Source organism: Paenibacillus silvae, from assembly GCF_014639235.1.
Classification (GTDB): domain Bacteria; phylum Bacillota; class Bacilli; order Paenibacillales; family Paenibacillaceae; genus Paenibacillus; species Paenibacillus silvae.
In genome coordinates, this window is record NZ_BMFU01000004.1 from 384300 (window position 1) to 405443 (window position 21144).

18 protein-coding genes are annotated in these 21144 nt (G+C 47.4%); 16 read left to right on the forward strand and 2 right to left on the reverse strand.

Translation table 11 applies throughout. From position 1 onward, the window contains the following. Positions 1–188 precede the first annotated feature (188 nt). The 11 genes from IEW26_RS16035 (at position 189) to coaD (ending at position 13756) form a co-directional block, all read left to right on the forward strand. Complete coding sequence (locus tag IEW26_RS16035; RefSeq protein WP_188593100.1) at positions 189–1733, forward strand: response regulator transcription factor; 1545 nt, start codon at positions 189–191, stop codon at positions 1731–1733. Between the two features lie 49 nt (positions 1734–1782). Continuing rightward, positions 1783–3555 carry a cache domain-containing sensor histidine kinase gene (locus IEW26_RS16040; protein WP_145402813.1) on the forward strand — a complete coding sequence of 591 codons (1773 nt, stop codon included), beginning with the start codon at positions 1783–1785 and terminating at the stop codon, positions 3553–3555. Between the two features lie 334 nt (positions 3556–3889). Beyond that, on the forward strand, positions 3890–5188 hold the full coding sequence (locus IEW26_RS16045) for an extracellular solute-binding protein (protein WP_167433980.1): 1299 nt from the start codon (positions 3890–3892) through the stop codon (positions 5186–5188). Between the two features lie 130 nt (positions 5189–5318). Continuing rightward, on the forward strand, positions 5319–6218 hold the full coding sequence (locus tag IEW26_RS16050) for a carbohydrate ABC transporter permease (RefSeq protein ID WP_111269964.1): 900 nt from the start codon (positions 5319–5321) through the stop codon (positions 6216–6218). Beyond that, positions 6211–7041, forward strand: a complete 831-nt coding sequence (locus tag IEW26_RS16055; protein ID WP_145402812.1) for a carbohydrate ABC transporter permease — start codon at positions 6211–6213, stop codon at positions 7039–7041. The genes IEW26_RS16050 and IEW26_RS16055 overlap by 8 nt, the downstream gene beginning before the upstream one ends. Positions 7042–7205: 164 nt before the next feature. Continuing rightward, positions 7206–10256 (forward strand): beta-galactosidase, LacZ type, encoded by a 3051-nt coding sequence (gene lacZ, locus IEW26_RS16060; protein ID WP_188593101.1) that lies wholly within the window; start codon positions 7206–7208, stop codon positions 10254–10256. A gap of 233 nt (positions 10257–10489) precedes the next feature. Further along, on the forward strand, positions 10490–10795 hold the full coding sequence (locus tag IEW26_RS16065; protein WP_090895865.1) for a hypothetical protein: 306 nt from the start codon (positions 10490–10492) through the stop codon (positions 10793–10795). Between the two features lie 454 nt (positions 10796–11249). Then, positions 11250–11693, forward strand: a complete 444-nt coding sequence (locus IEW26_RS16070) for an Imm44 family immunity protein (RefSeq protein ID WP_188593102.1) — start codon at positions 11250–11252, stop codon at positions 11691–11693. Between the two features lie 237 nt (positions 11694–11930). Next, the gene (locus IEW26_RS16075; protein ID WP_229729887.1) at positions 11931–12281 is read left to right on the forward strand and encodes a hypothetical protein; all 351 of its coding nucleotides are present in this window, start codon (positions 11931–11933) and stop codon (positions 12279–12281) included. A 358-nt stretch (positions 12282–12639) separates the two neighbouring features. After that, positions 12640–13248 (forward strand): 16S rRNA (guanine(966)-N(2))-methyltransferase RsmD, encoded by a 609-nt coding sequence (gene rsmD / locus IEW26_RS16085; RefSeq protein WP_145402808.1) that lies wholly within the window; start codon positions 12640–12642, stop codon positions 13246–13248. Position 13249: 1 nt separating this feature from the next. Then, positions 13250–13756: a pantetheine-phosphate adenylyltransferase gene (gene coaD, locus IEW26_RS16090; protein ID WP_188593311.1), complete on the forward strand. Its 507-nt coding sequence runs from the start codon at positions 13250–13252 to the stop codon at positions 13754–13756. On the opposite strand, the gene IEW26_RS16095 is transcribed toward coaD, so the two are convergent. Beyond that, entirely contained in the window at positions 13734–15029 is a 1296-nt protein-coding gene (locus tag IEW26_RS16095) for a nucleoside recognition domain-containing protein (RefSeq protein ID WP_188593104.1), read from the reverse strand. The two genes, coaD and IEW26_RS16095, sit on opposite strands and share 23 nt — an antisense overlap. A 246-nt stretch (positions 15030–15275) precedes the next feature. On the opposite strand from IEW26_RS16095, the gene IEW26_RS16100 reads away from it, so the two are divergent. Continuing rightward, the gene (locus tag IEW26_RS16100; protein ID WP_188593105.1) at positions 15276–16316 is read left to right on the forward strand and encodes a SepM family pheromone-processing serine protease; all 1041 of its coding nucleotides are present in this window, start codon (positions 15276–15278) and stop codon (positions 16314–16316) included. 225 nt (positions 16317–16541) lie between these two features. Here IEW26_RS16100 and IEW26_RS16105 read toward each other — a convergent pair whose 3' ends face one another. Next, complete coding sequence (locus IEW26_RS16105; RefSeq protein WP_188593106.1) at positions 16542–17786, reverse strand: nucleotidyltransferase; 1245 nt, start codon at positions 17784–17786, stop codon at positions 16542–16544. Between the two features lie 620 nt (positions 17787–18406). On the opposite strand from IEW26_RS16105, the gene IEW26_RS16110 reads away from it, so the two are divergent. From IEW26_RS16110 to plsX, 4 genes are all read left to right on the forward strand, one after another. Beyond that, positions 18407–18913, forward strand: coding sequence for a YceD family protein (locus IEW26_RS16110; RefSeq protein WP_111269974.1), 507 nt, complete (start codon positions 18407–18409; stop codon positions 18911–18913). Between the two features lie 65 nt (positions 18914–18978). Next, positions 18979–19152: a 50S ribosomal protein L32 gene (gene rpmF / locus IEW26_RS16115; RefSeq protein WP_090923906.1), complete on the forward strand. Its 174-nt coding sequence runs from the start codon at positions 18979–18981 to the stop codon at positions 19150–19152. Positions 19153–19527: 375 nt separating this feature from the next. After that, the gene (fapR, locus tag IEW26_RS16120) at positions 19528–20145 is read left to right on the forward strand and encodes a transcription factor FapR (RefSeq protein WP_145402804.1); all 618 of its coding nucleotides are present in this window, start codon (positions 19528–19530) and stop codon (positions 20143–20145) included. Next, positions 20142–21137 carry a phosphate acyltransferase PlsX gene (gene plsX / locus IEW26_RS16125; RefSeq protein WP_145402803.1) on the forward strand — a complete coding sequence of 332 codons (996 nt, stop codon included), beginning with the start codon at positions 20142–20144 and terminating at the stop codon, positions 21135–21137. The genes fapR and plsX overlap by 4 nt, the downstream gene beginning before the upstream one ends. Positions 21138–21144: the final 7 nt, after the last annotated feature.

The window sequence follows — 21144 nt, forward strand, 5'->3', positions numbered from 1 at the left end:
TTCTTTTTTTGTCGAAATATAGTGTACACTAGAGGTAGTTACTATTGCTTAAACATAGGATTTGAGATATAACAAGATGTACGATTATTATAATGTTCATGTAACCGCTAACAAGGGAAAGCTGTGACTACAACAAAGGTTGAACTGTATAGAGATAGAGTGAGAGACAAGACAGGGGGGTCGCGATCATGAACCGGTTGTGCAAGGTGCTGATTGTTGACGATGAATTTCTGGTTAGACAAGGTATAAAGCACCATATGAACTGGGAAGCCGAAGGCTTTAATATCGTTGGAGAGGCTTCCAATGGCGAAGAGGGCTTGCAGCAGGTGGAGTTGTTGAAACCGGATATTGTCATAACCGACATCGTGATGCCTGTTATGAACGGTGAAACATTTGTCCGCACACTCAAGGCGGCATATCCGCAGATAGAGGTTATTGTGCTGAGCAGTTTCAGTGAATTTGAGTATGTTCGATCAACATTGCAGCATGGAGCAGCGGACTATATTTTGAAGCCAAAGCTGGACACAAACGAACTGCTTGAAGTACTTAGACGCACGGCTGGCAAAATTCCCGAGCTTCACTATGAGCCTTCACATGAGGGCTATCGGATCGTTCAACTGATGGAGAAAATGCTATCCGGCTTTACGCTGGATGAAGACAATGAAATGCCGAAGCTGCGGGAAGCATTCCCGTTAGGCTCCTTTCGTCTGTTCGCTTTCCAGCCTGAGAGTGGACTGAAGAATCAGGAACATGAGCGGATTGAAGCCCAATTACGGAGCCGTCTGCCTGGGATTGGCTGCGCGGTTTTGCCCGCGGAGAGCCGTCTGCCTGTCCTGCTGCTGAATGTAAAACCGGAACAGGATGAAGAGATGGTTGAACAAATTCGGGAGTGGGCTAAGGAGTCAGAAACGGGAACTGGTGAGCACGCTGCAGTGTGGGTACTCAGCGAGAGGTTTGGCTCATTTGAGAAGATGGGTGACATCTATCGTGAGCGACTGGTTAAATTAATGGAGTTCTGCTTCTATTATACAGATCGTGCGATTCTGGTAGATGGCGAGCTTCCACCGATGCATCCCGCAGGATATCAGTTCAATGTCAATATGTTCTTGCAGCATGTGAAACGCAATCGGGTGGAGTCGGCCAGAGAATATTTACGTGATCATGCCGCTTCGCTTGGACGGGATTATATAGCCGATGTATTTGAGATCAAATCCTTTCTCGGCAACCTGATCTTTAATGTCACGATTACGCTGGCAGATATGGATGTGCAATCCTCCGGACTGGAAGAGAGCAAGTACACGTATTTCAAAAACGTCGATGGAGCGTCAAGTCTGAACGAAGTGATGCAGGTGCTGGATCAGTTCATGAACGAGGTTGAGGAATGTGTATCCGGTTCAGGTGGCAAACGGAGTGATCCTAATATGAAAATGCTGCTGGATTATATGCATGAGCATTACGATCAACCACTGGGGCTGTCCGAGGTGGCGAAGCATTTCCATTTTAACCCATCGTATCTGTCCAGTTATTTCTCGTCACACAAAAAAGAGGGCTTTAATGAATATTTGAATAAAATTCGCATTGAAAAGGCTGAGGAGCTGCTTCGTTCAGACGATGTGACAATATCCGAAATCAGCAGCATGGTCGGATACTCGGATCACAGCTACTTCTGTAAAGTGTTCAAAAAATTCACTGGACTATCACCCAGCCGATACCGGCGTAAATTCTGGGCTTAACTCCCGAGTTTAAAGAAATGAAGGCTAAGGAAACGGATGAGATGTATTCATGAAAAAATGGTTGTACAGCGGCTTGGCTCGTCTTGGACTATTTCCCAAGCTGATTTTGGTTATGCTCGTCAGTATTGTACTTGTCTCTGTTCTTATCCTATGGACAACAATTCATATGTCCACCAACCTCTTTACGGAGACGTTCAGCATCACAAATTCCAAGGTGCTCAGCCAGATCAAGACGAACTTTGATGCTTTTAACGACTCGATTGCTGCGGTGACCAATAACGTAGCTCAGAGCGGTGCGATACGCGGGTTTCTATCCGAAGGGGACGGAGATTCAGTCACCTTGTCCAAGTCATATTATAATATGCGGGAAACGATGAAGCGGGTTCAATCGATCATTGACTTTTATGAGGTAGGCATTACGATTGCGGGTGTGAATGGACGCTCTTACTCAACCAATCCCTCCTATATTCAGAAAACAGCAGAAGAGCTAAAGCAGGAGCAGATTACGAAGGAGGCAGCTCAGTCGCCGAGCAGATTGATTTTTGACGACTATCAGAGTAAAACCAATGAAGGCGAGCTGCAGATGATCTCCGCTACGAAGGCATTGACCGACCGAACACGAAGCCGTATGTACGGAACGGTGTATATTACGATGAGAGAAGAGGCATTCCGTCAGTTTTATGCTAATTTCACGAGTCGCGGCAATGATGTAGTCATTATGAACGAAAAGGGAGAGATCGTATCTTCAAACCGGGAAGACTGGATCGGCACGAATCAGCCAGAATTGTTATCATATGCCGAGACGATAAAAGAAAATGCTCCTAAAAACATTACGGCACGTGTAATGGGACAGGAAAGCATTATCATATCTGAATACTTGCCATTCTACCGTTTTTATCTGGTGAATATTGTTGATAAAGAGTCTGCAATGGGGCAGCTCATCGATATGAAGACGGTAGCCCTGATCTGTGCTGCGATTGTTGTCGGGGCTCTGCTGCTGGTGTTCCTGATTACAAACCAGATGACGAAATCACTGCGCAGACTCGTGAAACAGATGTCCAATATTACGAAGAGTGATCTGGACAACTATATTCCAGTTAGCGGCAGTTACGAGAGCAGACAGCTTGGTCATGCGTACAATTATATGTTAGATGAGCTTCATGACTACGTGGATCAGCTTGTGCAAACACAGCGTGAGCAGCGTAATGCTGAGCTTGCTGCACTGCAGAGTCAGATTAATCCGCATTTTCTCTATAACACGCTGGCTTCCATCAAAGTTCTTGTGCAGCAAGGCAATAAGGACCGGGCTGCGGAGACGATCAATGCGCTGATTGGCTTGTTACAGAATACGATCAGTGATGTGAGCGAGACCGTTACGGTTGAGAAGGAAATTGAAAATTTGAAAAACTATGTCTTCATTAATCATGTGCGTTACGGCGGTCGCATCAAGGCGGCCTTCTATGTAGCGCCGGATTGTACGCATTATCATGTACCCAAGCTGGTGATTCAGCCTTTTATTGAAAATGCCTTTTTCCACGGGTTCATCAAAAAAGAAATGGGCACCATTCATGTCATGGTGTCCCGTGCAGGAGAATCGCTTATCTGTGAGATTATGGATAATGGTGATGGCATTGAGGGCTTGAATATGGAAGGAGCACTGCCTAATCCCCAGAACAATCGTCAGCTGTTTAGCGGGATTGGTATCCGGAACGTACATGATCGCATAGAACTCCTGTATGGTTCTCCATATGGGGTAACGATTATGAGCACTGTAGGCGAAGGGACCCGAGTAACGGTAACGCTGCCTTTGATTACAGGTTAAAAACTATACAACCCTTCATCTTAAATAACACAAACCCCTCATTTGATCCGTTTGCAGATGAGGGGTTTTTCATATGCAAATGTATGAACGACTGCATAGTTGTAAAATATTCAGCTCAAAATAATACAAAATCAAAAGAAAGTACAAAAAGCTAAATTAAGTGCAACCGTTTTCTGTAAAGGTTTTCATTGTGGCAATAAGAAGACAAATCTGCACAAAATTTTTACTAACGAATGGAGAAATGGGAATGATAAGATGAATACATCGAAAGCAACCGCTTTCAGAAAACGCAAACAAATTTACAAACAAAGAGGTCGAAGGGGAGTTGAATGTTTTGAAAAAAATGTGGGTTTTAATGCTCGTAACGGTATTACTGTTGTCCGCATGTTCATCCGGCGGTGGAGGTAAAGAAGCTGCAAGCGGTGGCGGCAGCGAGAAAACAAATGAAATTACGATCTGGGCTTGGGATAAAGCATTTAACGTCGCTGCTCTGGAGCAAGCGAAAGCTATTTATCAAAAAGAAAACCCTGATCTGAAAATCAACATCATTGAAAATGCTCAAGATGCGATCATTCAGAAGCTGAACACTGGCTTGAACTCCGGAACAAGCAGCGGTCTGCCAAACGTAGTTCTGATTGAAGACTATCGTGCACAAAGCTTCCTGAGCGCTTATCCAGATGCGTTCAAGGATTTGTCTTCAACAATCAAAGCATCTGACTTCGCAGATTACAAAATCGGACCAACTTCTTATGAAGGCAAACAGTACGGTATTCCGTTTGACTCCGGCGTAGCTGGTTTGTACTACAGAACAGACTTGCTTGAACAAGCAGGCTACAAAGCTGCTGACCTGCAAGATATCACGTGGGATGATTACATCAAAATCGGTGAAGCTGTAAAAGCAAAAACGGGTAAAGAGCTTCTGTCCCTTGACCCGAACGATCTGGGTATCATCCGTATGATGATCCAGACTGCAGGTAAATGGTACACAGCTGAAGACGGTAAAACACCTGATCTGAACAACAATCCTGCATTGAAAGAAGCATTCGAAACGTACAAAAAAATGATGGATGCTAACATTGTCAAATTGCACTCCGACTGGAGCCAATTCGTTGCCAACGCCAACAACGGTGACGTAGCAACAATTCCTACAGGTAACTGGTTCTCACCATCCGTTCGTCAAGAAGCTTCCCAAGCCGGTAAATGGGCTGTAGCTCCAATGCCGAAAATGGCTGGTCAAGCAAACTCTGTACACGCATCCAACTTGGGTGGTAGCTCATGGTATATCATGAACAATGTTCCTGGTGCAGATCAAGCGGCTGACTTCATGGCTAAAACGTTTGGTTCCGACAAACAACTGTATCAAGATCTGTTGACTAAAATCGGTGCAATCGGTACGTACACGCCGGCTGTTGATGGTGAAGCATACAACAAACCAGATGAGTTCTTCAGCGGTCAAAAAATCTTCGCTGATTTCGCTAACTGGACAAAAGAAATTCCAAAAGTTAACTACGGCAGCAACACATATGCAATCGAAGATATTCTGGTTGTAGAGATGCAAGCATATCTGAACGGTAAATCACTTGATGACGTTCTGAATGATGCACAGAAACAAGCAGAAGCACAATTAAACTAAAAAACCAAGGTAACTTATAGAACCAAGGAAACAACGGAGCCGTCTCCCTTGTCTGGCGCAAGTCGAGCTGGACAAGGCGAGAGGCTCTGTAGGTTCTACCCATGTTGCATGGAGAGAGAGGAGCCATACTGTGAAAGCCATAAATACAGGAGACAGTCTCCAAAAGAAAAATAATTTGACTGGATGGGCTTTTGTTTTGCTGGCTGTTGTCGGAATTGTAGCCTTCTACTTCTATCCGATGATTCAAGCGCTGCTCTTATCATTCAAGTCAGGCAAAGGTGCCAACCTTGAGTTTTCGGGCCTTGCAAACTACAAAAGATTGCTCGTGGATACAACGTTCCGTACAGCGTTATCGAACACGTTTATTTACTTGATCATTCAAGTACCTTTAATGATCATTCTCGGTATGTTCATTTCCGTATTGCTGAATGACAGCACACTGCGTTTCCGGGGCTTTTTCCGTACTGCAATCTTTCTGCCTTGTGTAACTTCACTTGTTGCATACTCGGTTGTATTCAAATATTTGTTTGCACCGGATGGTATGGTGAACCAGGCTTTGATGGGTTTACACATTATCGGCACACCAATTCAATGGATTACTGACCCGTTCTGGGCTAAAATTACGATCATAATCGCCGTTACTTGGCGTTGGACCGGATATAACATGATTTTCTATCTGTCATCCCTGCAAAATATCGACCAATCGATCTACGAAGCAGCAAAGATTGACGGAGCGAATGCATTCACTCAATTTTTCAAAATTACTGTACCATTGCTTAAACCGATCATTCTCTTCACGTCCATTACATCAACGATTGGTACATTGCAAATCTTCGATGAAATTATGAATATTACCAAAGGCGGTCCGGGTAATGCGACCATGTCGATCTCGCAATATATCTACAACCTTTCGTTCAAATATTCACCGGACTTCGGTTATGCAGCAACCGTTTCGTATTCAATCGTAATTCTGATCATTATTTTGTCCATCATCCAGTTTAAAGTGGCAGGTGATAATAAAAATGGCTAAATCAAGAGCAAAACGCATTTTCACATATGTTTTCCTGTCCCTCGTCGCTTTTATTTCCATCTTCCCATTTTTCTGGATGATCGTCAGCGCTACAAACAAATCGGTAGACGTGACGAAAGGCACGTTGCTGCCGGGTTCTGCTTTGATTGAGAATATTAACAAACTGCTTGATTCCACGAATCTGATTCAGGCACTGGGCAATTCAGCGATTATCTCGATCATTTCCACTGTTCTGGCTTTGCTGATTGGTTCCATGGCTGGTTACGGCTTTGAGGTATATCGCACGAAATCCCGTGATATCGTGTTTACCATCCTGCTCATGTCGATGATGATCCCGTTTGCAGCGATTATGATTCCGCTCTATCGCATGTTTGCAACCATTTCGAGTACGGTACCTGCAATCGGTATCAACACGATGGGATCCGTTATTCTGCCGACCATCACAACAGCGTTCCTGATCTTCTTCTTCCGTCAGAACACCAAAATGTTCCCGAAAGATTTGCTGGAGGCTGGACGTATTGACGGTCTGAGCGAACTGGGTATTTTCTTGAAAATCTATATGCCGACGATGAAAACAACCTATGCAGCAGCCGCTATCATTACGTTCATGAGCAGCTGGAACAACTACCTGTGGCCGCTGATCGTATTGCAAACGCCTGATCAGCAAACCATTCCGTTGTTGATTTCCAACCTTGGCGCAGGTTATGCTCCTGACTATGGGGTTATCATGACAGCCGTTGTTATTGCAACCCTTCCAACAGCACTCGTGTTCTTCATTATGCAGAAACACTTTGTTGCAGGTATGGTTGGTTCGGTAAAATAAAGTTAACGCATATGACGTCCATACGGACGAATGCAGGAAAGAAGGGAGGACGCCTGTACAGGCGTACCTCTGTCTTTTTTGTATAAAGCAAATATTAGGTACATTCTGTTGTAAGCTTGAAATAACTCAAAACGATATTCGTTCTAAAGAGGGAGAGAGAGCCGATGAAAGCAACAAAGGCAGATATCAACTGGTTGGGAGATGTAAGTGTATTTGAGGTGAACCGTCTGCACGCATACTCCGATCACCGCTATTACCACACGATGGAAGAGGCTGCTGCTAATGCTTCCATGTCGATGCGATATGATCTGAACGGAACATGGAAATTCAACTATTCCATTCGCCCGGATTGCCGTCCTGAGCTTTTCTACACTTCGGAATACTCCAGCGAAGGCTGGGATGATATTGAAGTGCCAGGACATATTCAGCTGCAGGGCTACGGACAGATTCAATATGTAAATACACAGTATCCGTGGGATGGCCTGAATGAACTTCGTCCACCTGCACTGCCGCAAGACAAAAATGCGGTGGGCAGCTATATTCGCACCTTCCATCTGCCAACGGGTTGGGAAGCGAATCCGGTATATATTTCATTCCAAGGTGTGGAATCCGCATTTTATGTATGGCTGAACGGGCAGTTTGTCGGTTACGGCGAAGACAGCTTCACACCGTCTGACTTTGACCTGACCCCGTTCCTTCAGGATGGAGAGAACAAACTTGCGGTTGAGGTATATCAACGCAGCACAGGCAGCTGGCTGGAGGATCAGGACTTCTGGCGTTTCTCCGGTATTTTCAGAGACGTATATCTGTATACCGTGCCAGCAGCACATATTCGTGATGTGCATGTTCGGACGGATCTGGACAAGTCTTACACAAACGGTACCTTGGAGCTGGATCTGAAACTTGAAGGCAAAGCAGCTGCGGGTGCACGTGTCGAAGCCGAGCTTCGGGACAAGCACGGCAATACGGTTAAAACTTTTGGGGCTAATGAAGTGGGCAATGGGCTGGTACAGCTTCGTGAAGAAATTGGCCAAGTTAACCTTTGGAGTGCCGAGATTCCGTATCTGTACCGCCTATACATCCGTGTATATGATGCAGCAGGCAACCTTGTAGAGGTTGTTCCGCAAGCGGTTGGTTTCCGTAAATTCGAAATGATCGACAAGGTTATGCATATCAACGGCAAACGCATTGTGTTCAAAGGGGTTAACCGTCACGAATTCAACCCTCGTCGTGGTCGTGCAATTACGAAGGAAGACATGCTGTGGGATGTTCGTACGATCAAGCAGAACAACATGAATGCGGTACGTACATCACACTATCCTAACCAAAGCTTGTGGTATGAGCTGTGTGACGAGTACGGTTTGTATGTTATTGACGAGATGAACCTGGAAACACACGGCTCCTGGCAGAAGCTTGGTGCTGTTGAGCCCTCTTGGGTAATCCCTGGCGACAAGCCGGAGTGGCACGACATTGTTATGGATCGTGCAATCTCGATGGTAGAGCGTGACAAAAACCATCCGTCGATTCTGATCTGGTCCTGCGGTAACGAATCTCACGGCGGTGAAGTGATCTACAAAGTATCCCAATACTTCAAAGAGGCTGATCCGACACGGATGGTTCATTACGAAGGTGTATTCCACGACCGTCGTTTCAATGACACAAGTGACATGGAATCCCGGATGTATGCGAAGCCGGCTGACATCGAGGAATTCCTGAACGATAACCCGACCAAGCCATATATCAGCTGTGAATACATGCACGCGATGGGTAACTCTATTGGCGGTATGCATAAATACACGGAACTCGAAGACAAGTACCCGATGTATCAGGGTGGCTTTATCTGGGACTACATCGACCAGTCCATCTACAAAAAGGATCGTTATGGCAAAGAATATTTGGCATATGGCGGAGACTTTGGAGATCGTCCATCGGATTATTCCTTCTGCGGCAACGGCATTGTTCATGCAGATCGTAAAGTGACGGCTAAAATGCAGGAGGTTAAATTCCTGTATCAGAATATCAAGCTCTTCCCAAGTCATGACAGTGTTAAAATTGTAAATCAGAACCTGTTCGCAGATACATCTGCGCTTGAACTGGTGTACAGCCTGGAGCGTGAAGGGCACGAAGTATTGCGCGGCACACTGGATGTAAATGTTGCTGCGGAAAGTGAAAGCGTAGTAGAGCTTCCTTTGAATGCAAAAGCTCTTGAAGGCGGCGAATATGCTGTCAACGTAGCGTTTGTGCTTAAAGAAGCAACGCTGTGGGCGGACAAAGGTGATGAAGTGGCATTTGGCCAGTTTATTTTTACACAAGAAGGCAGCCAAGCAGCTGCGGCTGTAGATGAAAATCTGGTGAGCGATATCCACGTGGTTGAAGGTGACGTAAACATCGGCGTTCGCGTTGGTCAAACCCATGCTTTGTTCTCCAAGCAATTTGGTACACTGGTATCCCTGAAATTCTCTGGACGCGAAACGATTGCGATCCCGCCGGCACCACTGTTCTGGCGTGCAACGACAGACAATGACAAAGGTACAGCGATGGGCTTTGAGCTTGGTGCATGGTTTGCTGCCAGCCTGCTGCCGCGCTGTGTAGAATGGAAGCATGAACAGAAACCGGATCAATACCGCATTGAATTCACCTACAAGCTCAACATCTCCGCAGATGTAGAGGTGAAAGTGATTTATACCGTGCTTGCCGATGGCAGTGTGCATGTGCATAACACGTACAAAGGCACTGAGGGCTTACCAAACCTGCCAATCCACGCGCTTTCGTTCAGAACGTCTCCGGACTATGAAAATGTGGAATGGCTGGCGATGGGGCCCGAGGAGAACTACTCCGATCGTGCATTCGGTGCACGTCTGGGCATCCATGGCAGCAAAGTAGCGGATACTATGGCTCCTTATCTTGTACCACAAGAGTCGGGTAACCGTACAGGCGTACGTTGGGCCAAGCTGACGGACAATGCCGGACGCGGGTTCAAGATCGAAGCTTCCGGCTCGCCGGTTGAACTGAATGTGTCACCTTATACAGCGTTTGAGCTGGAAAATGCGCAGCATGTGTATGAGTTGCCACCAGTGCATTACACAGTTGTTACGGTAGCCGGTAAACAAATGGGTGTTGGCGGTGATGACAGCTGGGGCGCTCCGGTGCATCCGGAATACCAAATCCCTTCCAATGGTGAGCTGAGCTTCCAATTTGTCATCCGTTCATTGTAAGAGAAGGTTAATTTAAACTTGGTGCGCAGACTTATATTTCAAATCTGTAAGCCATAGTTTACAGCAAAAGCCAAAGCAGAGGCTCCTCAATGATGAGGGCCTCTGTTTTGTTTTATTTTGAATAAAGGAGAGGGTAGAAGATTGAGGCAGGCAACGGAGCATAGGTATGATTGAAACCGTTCTCGTTCGGTTCTCGTAATGTACATAAACAAAGAGATGGAGGAGGGGACAGGATGAGCAGAAAAGCAAAAACGGGGATGTGGCTGACGGTGCTGGCCGTTCTGGGCATTATTGTTGGATCATTTATCTGGTATTTCAACACCGCTTCTGGTGAGCGCGCACTCAAAACGATGAGATCCAATAATGCCGGAGGACTGGAGCGTGTAGTGAAGGTGTACAGCAGCTCAGGTGAGCTGATCCAGACCTATGAAGGCAAGATCGATGTGCAGGATACCGAGTATGGAAACAAGGTGCTGTTTGATCTGAACGGCAAACGTATTGTGATCTATAATGCAACCGTGGTAACGGAAGAAAAGTAAAGCACTGAATAGAATTGAAACATAGATGCAAAGTGACGAGTGTTCGCGCGGTCCAGAGCAAGGCCAACCAGCTTGAAGAGACATATCTCTGCTTCTGTAGTAAAATTAAGGAAAATAATGAGAATTGAGTGATACAGAATGATGATTTTCTTGGTTGCTCTTGCTTTGCTCGGCATGTTAGCTTTTTATAGTTTGCTTGCTTATTTTTTAATCCGTTTGATATCCAAAAAAGGGTTTAAAGTGACGTTGACGAAATACGAAATTATAGAAATAATGACTTGGCTTGCTTTGATCGTTATTGTTTTTTATAACATTAAGTCGTGGTCGACTTCTACAATCTTACCGGCTGTCTTGCTTATCATACCATTAAGGAATTTGCGGATTTCGAATAGAAAGCACAGAGAGCGCATTAAACGGGAATCAGCTGCATTGCAGTGAATAAGGAGGGCACGCTGTGATTCTGGGCAAAACAACAGATACGTCAGGGCTGACCAAGGTTGCGGAGCTATCGGATGAATTACAGCCCGTTTTTGAAAGAGCGGCCGAGAAGTATGCTCTGTGTGATATTGAATTGTACTTCGTATTCCGCTGCCTGCCTGATGAATATGGACGTAAATCCAGCGTCAGGCACGTAAAGGCTGAAAGGGTGATCTACTTCGATCTGACGGTCAGTGAAGACCGTTATAAGACCTGGAGCGTAAGCAAACAGCGACATGCCTTGAGCCATGCGTTTTATACATTTTTGGGTGAAAAGATGAAGAAGTACAAGATTGATGGTCTGGATACCGATGGATTTATTGCTGATATGGGGATGTGGCTTAAAGAGATTGGGTGGCTGCAGACGGAAGAGCAAGCAGAGCTGGGAGGATTTGAAGAGAAGTATACGGATGTGAAATGAAATACAACACGAAAAGAGCTCTCTTTTGAGAGCTTCTTTTTAGAATAGATCAAAAGATATTTCTATAATCAAAAGACTTTTTTCATTGTGAAGCCGGACTTATTCTAGGGTTATTGATAAGTCTCATTCTTGCTACTTCAACAGCGCTCATTGAGTTTAAATGCATAAATCTACTATTTTCTTTGATAAACAATAAAATAGTTTTTATACAATTACATAAAGAGTTTAGGGGGGAATATGGATAGCTTGAGTGATGTATTTGGGGCTGGAATCGGTATATTATGTCTCTTGGCAATGTTTTTTTTAGCTTTTATGTTCCTTTATATGGCGGTTATGAATATTGTTGATAAGTTTAAACCGACTAGTAAATTAATGAGTTGTGAATCATGCGGAAAAACGATTTCAACAAGTGCTTATGTATGTCCTCACTGCGGGCAGCATTATGGTACTTCTAGTGCATTTGATTCTATTCTCGTTTGCCTTTTTTGCGGTTTACTCTTTTTATTTCTGGGATTACACGTGGTAAGTTTAATGCTTGAAGAGTATGGATATAATTTGCTTGATATCATAAAAGGATGGTTTATTTGATTGGAACCTCTAACAGAATGCTTGATAAGACCAATTTGCACCTCAATAACGAAATTCGCCTTTGTTTTAGATCAAATAATCGAATGGAAGATACTTTTTTTCAACATTCCTACAACAAAAAGAAGCCCTCTTTCGAGAGCTTCTTTTTCATGGGAGAGGAGAAACCGGATGAAGAGCTTATGGGGAAACGTAAGTCTTCTCCGCGGTTGTCTACGACACTTGTGATGTCGATAATTATAGAATGGCCCAAGGCTTTCCTTTTTATACATATTGGTCAACAGTATTTTTCAAACCGAACCTGATTGTGGTACGATAGCTTTATCAATAAACTTACATAGAGAGAAAAGGTGACTCATTCGTGAGAGTGGTATCTGGAAGTGCGAAGGGCAGGCCGCTGAAGGCTGTTCCCGGCACAGGTACGCGACCGACCACTGATAAGGTGAAGGAAGCGTTGTTTAGCATGATCGGCCCTTATTTCGAGGGTGGAACAGCATTGGATCTGTTTGCAGGCAGTGGAGGTCTCGGGATCGAGGCGCTGAGCCGGGGCATGGACAAGGCTGTTTTTGTTGATCTTGAACCGAAAAGTATTGAGGTGATCCGCGCGAATCTAAAGGCCACGAAGCTGGAGGATCAGGCGGCTGTATATCGTAACGATGCAGGTCGGGCGCTCAAGGCGCTGGCAAAGCGGAACACCGCTTTTGAGCTGGTGTTTCTCGATCCACCGTATCGTATGAAAAATGGACATGAACTGATGTTAACGATGCATGAGCTGGAGCTGCTTGCACCGGATGCAACCATCGTGCTCGAATACGAGTCCAAACATGAGTACCCTGAGCAATTTGGGCCGTTTGAGCAAACACGTAAAGCGGTGTATGGGGAGACGGCTGTATCCATCTACTTATATGTACCGAATGCTTCAGAGGGTAACGCAAACAGCAGCATAGAAGAGGAGGCTCCTCATGAATGAAATGATCCAGCGCAAGGAACGTATTGCCGTATATCCAGGCAGCTTTGATCCCGTAACGATGGGGCATCTGGATATTATTGCGAGAGCATCGAAGCAGTTTGACCGTGTGATCGTGGCTGTATTGAACAATATGAGTAAAAATCCACTCTTCACCGTAGAGGAGCGCAAGGAACTGATTCGAACGGTAACCAGCGACCTGCCAAACGTGGAGGTGGACAGCTTCCGTGATCTGACGGCTAATTATGTGCGGCAAAAGGAAGCTCAGGTCATCGTTCGCGGTATTCGCTCTGTGACGGATTTTGAGTATGAGCTGATGCTTGCTTCCACCAACAGCAAGCTGAACCCGGATGCGGAAACGATTTTTATGATGACCAATCCGAAATATTCATATCTCAGCTCCAGCATTGTGAAAGAAATTGCTCACTATAACGGGGACGTTACCGATCTGGTATCACCTGAGGTGGAGGCAGCACTTCGTCAGAAAATCAGCGAGAAGAGCGGCGGGTAAACCACAGGAGCATACCTGACAGGCTAATCATAATGGCAAGAAGCAAGCCGAGGCTTGCGGCTGCGGCAGGGAAGGTGCTCCAGATGATCTGGATTGTACTGGTGGTGTCATAAGCAGGTATGAACGACTGTAACAGCAAAGGGTGTGACTCACGAGCTGCAGTGGTCTGCCAAGCAGCCCAGGCTTCTGTGGAATATTGGCTGAATGGTTTCCATAACGAGAGTGCAAGGCCAAATGCGATCATGGCATGTGCCAGCCGAACGAGTATAAAATACAGTATGGATTGGCGCCCGGGAATGGCTGTTCTCAGGATGGAGGTCACTTGTAAATGCGAGCAGACGCCACCCCAGCCGAGTGCGGCAGCCAGAAGGGCCATCAGCATGGCGGAGTCCAGGTCTGTTTTGCTAATCTGATATGTACCCAGGTGAAGTTCAAGAACAGATGACCACAGCGCCGCTGAAATGCCAGGGGTCAGATAAAGAGAAAGCAGTCGGATGAATACGGCAAAAACGATAATGTATCCTCCGGTTAACATCAACGTCTGTACCGCCTGGGATACGGTGTCACCAAGCAATTTGCCGAACCCCCGTGCATCGCGGCTGTGCGCTTCTCGAGCTGCCTGCAGCATGCGGGAGATTAAACTTGGCCTGCGGGGTGACTGAGATTGTTCACGGGTTGATCCAAGGACTGATATCGAAGTGGTCGTTGAGTCTGACGCGAGGCTGCCATTGCGAGCGGCTGGATGGAATCGCACCGCTGCTGCGGCCGCAATCCAGCCGCTAATCCAGTGTATCATTAGCAGGAAATACCCGGCGGCAGGCAGATGGAGAAAAGCTCCCCCTATGACGAGCAGAATCATCATCGGATTAGCAAAATGAGCTGCAGCAACTACGATAACCGCCTGTCTGGCGGTCATTTGTTTATCCTGAACCAGACGGGAAACGGCATCTGCTGCTGCCGGGAAGCCCCCGCACATACCTACTGCAAGAGCGAAACCTGCATGGCCAGGGAGCTTGAACACACGCTGCATTAAGGGTTCAAGCATCACCCCGATGGCATGGGTGAAGCCAAAGGCAGTCAGCATTTGCGACAGCATCAGGAACGGCAGCATGGCTGGAAAAACGATTTTCCACCAGATGTCGAGTCCTTGAATGGAGGCGTCAAATGCTTCTTTGGGAGAGGCGACTACTGCAATAACGAGCATGAATGCACTGCTGCTCAGAATCAGGGTACGTAATACACCTGAGCTGCGAACCTCACTGGATACGGCCATGGTCTCACCTCTTTATTGAATAGGCCTTTAGCGGCATTGACATTATTGTGGACGGCCGAAGCACGTCCGTAAACGGCTCGGCCTTGACCAGACAGACAGCTATGAAGCAGCGGCCGATCCAGCCTGTACCATTGTATGCAGGAACGCCAAGGTGTTAGAATGATAACCACATTAAATCAGAAAATAAGATGGGCTAAACAGTGACACGCAAGCATATCTTGGGGAGATGGAACGGAGGCTCATAGGATGAATCGAATCCGCAAAACGGGCGGTTTCAGAGCTTCGATCTATGTGATCGCGGTGGCTCTGATCGTCTATCTTACCGTGTATATGCCAACGCCGTATATCATATATACACCTGGCAGCGCGGATGAAGTTAAACCGATGGTTACCGTGAAGAACGGTGACAAGGATGAACGCGGCGTTTTCATGATGACAACCGTATCGGCGACTTATGCAAATTTATTTTTGCTAGGGACCTCGTTGTTTGATAAAAATGCACAAGTGGATAAAAAGGAGGATCGTCTTCGCGGTAAAAGCGAGGCCGAATACTCGGCTGAACAGGTGTGGTTCATGAGTGATTCACAATCCTCTGCCATGGAAGCCGCATATGAGAAGGCGGGGATCGCCTATTCTATCGTGCCGGAGCACATCTTTGTATTCGGGCTTTCGGAAAATCCGAAACCGGATGGGGATATTGAGCCTGGAGATATTATTCTGGGTGTAGACGGCACAGCGACGCCGGATAATACGGCTTTGGCTGAACAGCTCAAGGGGAAAAAGGCCGGAGATACGGTGGAGATGCAGCTGGAACGCGGCGGTGAGACGATCAGCAAGGATGTGACGCTGGTTCAGGTCAAGGACAGTCAGACAGGAAAAACACGGCCAGGGCTCGGTGTGATGATCGGGGCTGTGCAGAAGGTCAAACCTGAAGATCCGAATAAACAGATTACATTTACAAGCACCCAAGTGGGCGGCCCTTCTGCCGGGCTGATGTTTACACTGGAAATCTATAATCAGCTGACTCCGGGTGATCTGACAAAAGGGCATCGAATTGCAGGCACCGGCACGATTACGAAGGATGGTGTGGTAGGAGCGATTGGTGGTGTGCAGCATAAAATTGTAGCCGCTGACCGTAAAAAGGCTGAAATATTCTTTGTTCCCAAAGATAATTACAAGGAAGCCGAAGCCAAGGCCAAACAAATTCACACCAGCATGAAACTTGTGCCTGTCAGCACACTTGATGATGCATTGAATTATCTGAATACCCTGTCTGTGACCTCGTAATTTGTCAGAGAGCCTGGAGGAAGAACAGGGATCAGGTTCAGATGGAGGACGATGGAATGAAAAATCCCTTGTTGTGGCAGCCTGAACGGGCTGTGGACAGCAAGGGATTTTTTGAGGTGTTTCAGACGTGTTGATAATGTATATTGTACATTCTACACGTTGGATAGCTGAACATGTGCTCAAAGACCATGGTCTGAAAAAATGAATGCTGATTCCTGTTGTTTTCTAAATTCGTACTGGTGACTCGTAGTAATCGCTGTACATGGCGCGTGATATGCCGTGTGAATCAGCTTGTCCATATGCTAGTGCATAAGCGGCCTGTGCCTGAATGTCCAGCTCGAGCTGATGATGTGTGAACGTTGACGGCTTCACGACGACAGGCAGCGAGGCTGTTTTTTTCATTTGTTTAAGCAGGTGCTGTCCAGTCGAGGTGAAGCCAAGGACACGCAAGTATCCGGGCCCTGCAGCTAACTGCTCCGGGGAACACTCGTGCTTGGTGTGATTCAGGAGCAGGTGGGTGAGCATGCGCTGCAGTTTGGTGCGTGTGTACCGCTTTGTTTTGAGCGCATTCAGGAGAGCTTCGACGGAAGGCTCCTTGAGCTGGGCGAGTGCACGCAGGAGCCGGTGCTCCAGCCCCTCCGTGACTTCGGCGATGCGTTCCAGCTCGCAGGCACGGCGGGTAGCCGCGATGTGCAGCAGCGGCTGCGCAAAGCGCTCCCAGTGTATGGGAGCGCGCCCCTCCTGCCATTCGCGCTGCAGAATGGCAAGGCTTGCCGCCGGCACGTACGGCGCGGCGGCGTTGGGCCCGTCCGCCAGCAGCAGGCGGCGGACGGCTGTTGCACTGGCGATCGCCCCCGGGCCGGGCGTCGCCTGGTGATAGGCGGCACCGGTACGTGCCGCCGTCAAGGGCTGGATCGCGCTGTCAAGCCGCTGCAGCGCGATGAGGTAGTGCAGCCCAAGCGAATTGTTGGGCTGCTCCAGCAGTGCCGCGGCGTCGTCAGCATCGACGCCGCCGGGCGCCAGCGCTGCCGCGGCGCCTGCGTACGCGGCGGGGTAGCTGGCGCCTTCCCGCAGGCGGCGCGCGATATCCTCGCGCAGCCCTGCGGGCTCCACAGCCAGCACGTGCGCAATGCGCTGCAGGCTGTCGATGTCGCCGGACTCGCTGCCAAAGCAGAGCGAGTCCACAACACCGGTGCGGTGCAGCAGCGACACCGCACCAAAGGCAAACCATTCGGCCGGTTGAACTGCGTAGGCAACCGGCAGCTCAAGCACCAGATCGGCGCCCGCATGCAGCGCCATCTCTGCGCGTGCCCTTTTACCAACGATGGCGGGTTCGCCGCGCTGGAGAAAAGGGCCGCTCATCACGGCAACAACGGCGTCTGCTCCGCTAAGCCGCCGTGATTCATTTAGATGGTGCACATGTCCGTTGTGCAGCGGGTTATATTCCACAATAACGCCTACAGCTTTCATTCAGTGATGCTCCTTTCTATGCATTGTGTGTATAAATCAATTTTTCTGGATTTAGGAACCTAATTGAATAGCGCGGTGATCCTGAATTTATATTTAGATGTGCCTATCATCGTATCTTAATCTTTCACACATGTTTGAATACAATACGACCCGTCTGACAACCAGCCTGCCGTCGATCAAGGGTCTTTGCCCCTTTCATCATAGAATAGAGCTTGCTTTAGAGCAAATCATACAAGAAGACAAAAACATAAAGAGGTACAGATCTTCCAGATTCAATATGAAATGAGCCGCTGGAGCGGAGAGTTCCACCATGGAGATGCTGGTGATAAACATGACTTGTAGTTATGGTGCAGTAAGTCTATAATAGTTTAGATGTGACGAGTTCGTCAGGAATATCGGTTTCGAATAGGGTGTAAAGTTAAAAGTGTTGACAAACCTCTTCAGAAATCGGTATAATGATTTTTGTTTGTTAAGTCAATTTCATAATCTATCTGCGGGTGAAAGCCGGATTACATACAGTCAGGAATGAACGCACATATTAGGATCATCTTGAACTGTATATTGCCGCCATTCGTCTGGACAACTATTTATGAAATTGGTTTCGTTTGGAGTGATGAAACATGTTAATGCCATTTCGCAAAGTGGCAACCAGTGATCGCCCCCTGCATTTTAACGAACAGTGGGATATCAAACATCTGGTTTCTAACCGACAAGATATCACAGCCGTTACCCCGCTGACAGCGGATTTGTTCGCAGAGAGCAGAGAGGGTAACGTTGTGGATGTTCACGGCAAATTGACGGCAGGAGCGGACATGTTGTGCTCTCGTTGTCTGAAGCCGCTTAGTGAACATTTTCATATTGATTTTCATGAGCAATTCAAGCAGGGAAAACAACCCGAGCAATTGCCGGAAGATGATGATACCCTCTATGTGGATGAGGATAGCGTTGATCTGAAAGGTTATGCAGAGGAAGCTTTTCTGCTGGATCTTCCGTTTGTACCGCTCTGCAGCGATACATGCAAGGGGCTTTGTCCCAAGTGTGGCCATGAGCTGAACGAAGGTGACTGCGGTTGTGATAACCAGGTTATCGATCCGCGGCTTGCAGGACTCAAGGATTTTTTTAAATGAGCATGATTGAAAATCGAACGTAACAACTACCTGCAAAGGTTGATTTTGATAAGGAGGTGGGAATAATGGCAGTACCTCAACGGAGAACGTCCAAGACGCGTCGCGACAAACGTCGCACTCACTTTAAATTGGCTGTACCGGGCATGGTAAAATGTGAACAATGCGGCGAATTGAAGCTTGCTCACCACGTGTGCAAAGTGTGCGGAACGTACAAAGCAAGAGAGATCATCTCTCAATAATAGCTGGACATGGAGCAGCACTTCATTTTGATGAGGTGCTGCTTTTTTATGCTTGCATGCTTGGAGTGCATTAGGTAGGAGAGTTGTTGGAATCGTTTGAATCGAACAGAAATCCCATTGCGGCATGCCATTCGATGTTACATGAAATTGCTGAAGAACACTTTGCTGTAGAGGTGTGGATTTTGTTAGACCAGCCTTTCTTTTTGACACAGGATGAGATATACTATAGTTTAGTACCAGGTTCTAAGATTTGACGTTACATACAGATAAACATATACTTTCGTCAGAAACAGCTCTGGTTGATCGGAGATTGTATTGTATAGAGATAGAGATGCGGGATTTACAGATTGAACGGATCAAAGCGTGGTCCTGGAAATGATACAGCAGGGGGTGTCAGGCATCGAGCGATTACCGAAGAGACAGAGGCAGCAGCAATTAACGAAAATGATAGATGAGAATCCGTTTGTGACCGATCAGGAGCTTACACGTCAATTGAAGGTAAGTATTCAGACGATCCGTCTTGACAGACTGGAACTCGGAATACCTGAGCTGCGGGAGCGTATGAAGCTCATGGCGGAGCGGTCGTATGATCAGGTGCGCTCTTTGCCCCTGCACGAAATTATTGGTGATATCGTCGATCTGCAGCTGGATAAGAGCGGCATTTCGCTATTCGAGATCAAGGAAGAGCATGTTTTCTCCAGAACAGGCATTGCACGTGGGCACTACGTTTTCGCACAAGCCAACTCACTGGCTGTAGCCGTCATTAATGACGAGATCGCACTAACCGCTTCGGCTGATATACGTTTCGTGCGCTCGGTTCGTTTAGGCGAGAAATGCATTGCCAAAGCCTATGTGAAATCAATCCCGGGACAAAAGGGCAAAGCAAAGGTTGAAGTGTTCACTTATGTTGGAGAAGAAATGGTGTTCCAGGGCAATTTTGTTATTTATCATTCAGATGGAGAAGACAGCAAAGAAGGAGGGCATTTGGAATGAGGATCGTCATTGATGCGATGGGGGGAGACAACGCCCCTGCGTCAACCGTAGAAGGCGCTGTTGCTGCCGCTACGGAATGGACGGATACACAGATCGTCCTGGTTGGCGATGAAGCTCAGCTCGAACCTCTTTTAAGTCAGTCAGGAGCAAGACCGGCCAACTTGAGTGTTCGGCATGCTTCCGAAGTCATCGGAGCAGAGGATGAGCCGGTAAGAGCGGTGAGACGCAAGAAGGATTCCTCGATGGTCGTCGCGGGGCGAATGGTCAAAGAACGTGAAGCGGATGCCATGATCTCTGCGGGCAATACCGGAGCGTTAATGACTGCGGGATTGCTCGTTGTAGGTCGTATGGAAGGCATTGAGCGACCGGCACTTGCCCCTATGATTCCAACGATGGATGATGTGGGCGTGCTTGCACTTGACCTAGGCGCGAATATGGATGCCAAACCGGAACATTTGGCGCAATATGCGCTGATGGGCAGTTTGTATCGGCAAAAGGTACAAGGGATTGCGTCGCCTCGTGTGGGTTTGCTTAATGTTGGAACAGAGGCGGGCAAGGGCAACGAGCTGACCAAGCACGCGTATCCGCTGCTGGAGCAGCTGCCCATTCGTTTTGTTGGCAATGTTGAGGCGCGAGATGTGCTTACGGGAGCTTGTGATGTGCTGGTATGCGATGGATTCGCGGGTAACATTCTGCTGAAGTCGCTGGAAGGTGCAGCAGGAGCGATCTTCGGATTGCTCAAAGAAAAATTTACTTCATCCTTTAAAAATAAATTGGCTGCCGCTGTGCTGATGCCAGAGCTGCGCGGCTTGAAAAGCAAGCTGGATTACACGGAGCACGGCGGTGCCCCGCTGCTTGGTTTGAGCGGGCTGGTCGTAAAAAGCCATGGCTCGGCTGATGGCAATGCCATCAAAAACGCGGTGCGTCAGGCACGGATTGCAGTACAAAATCAGCTGGTGGACAGCATATCTAAGGAAATTAGCGGGAAGTGAGTGACGA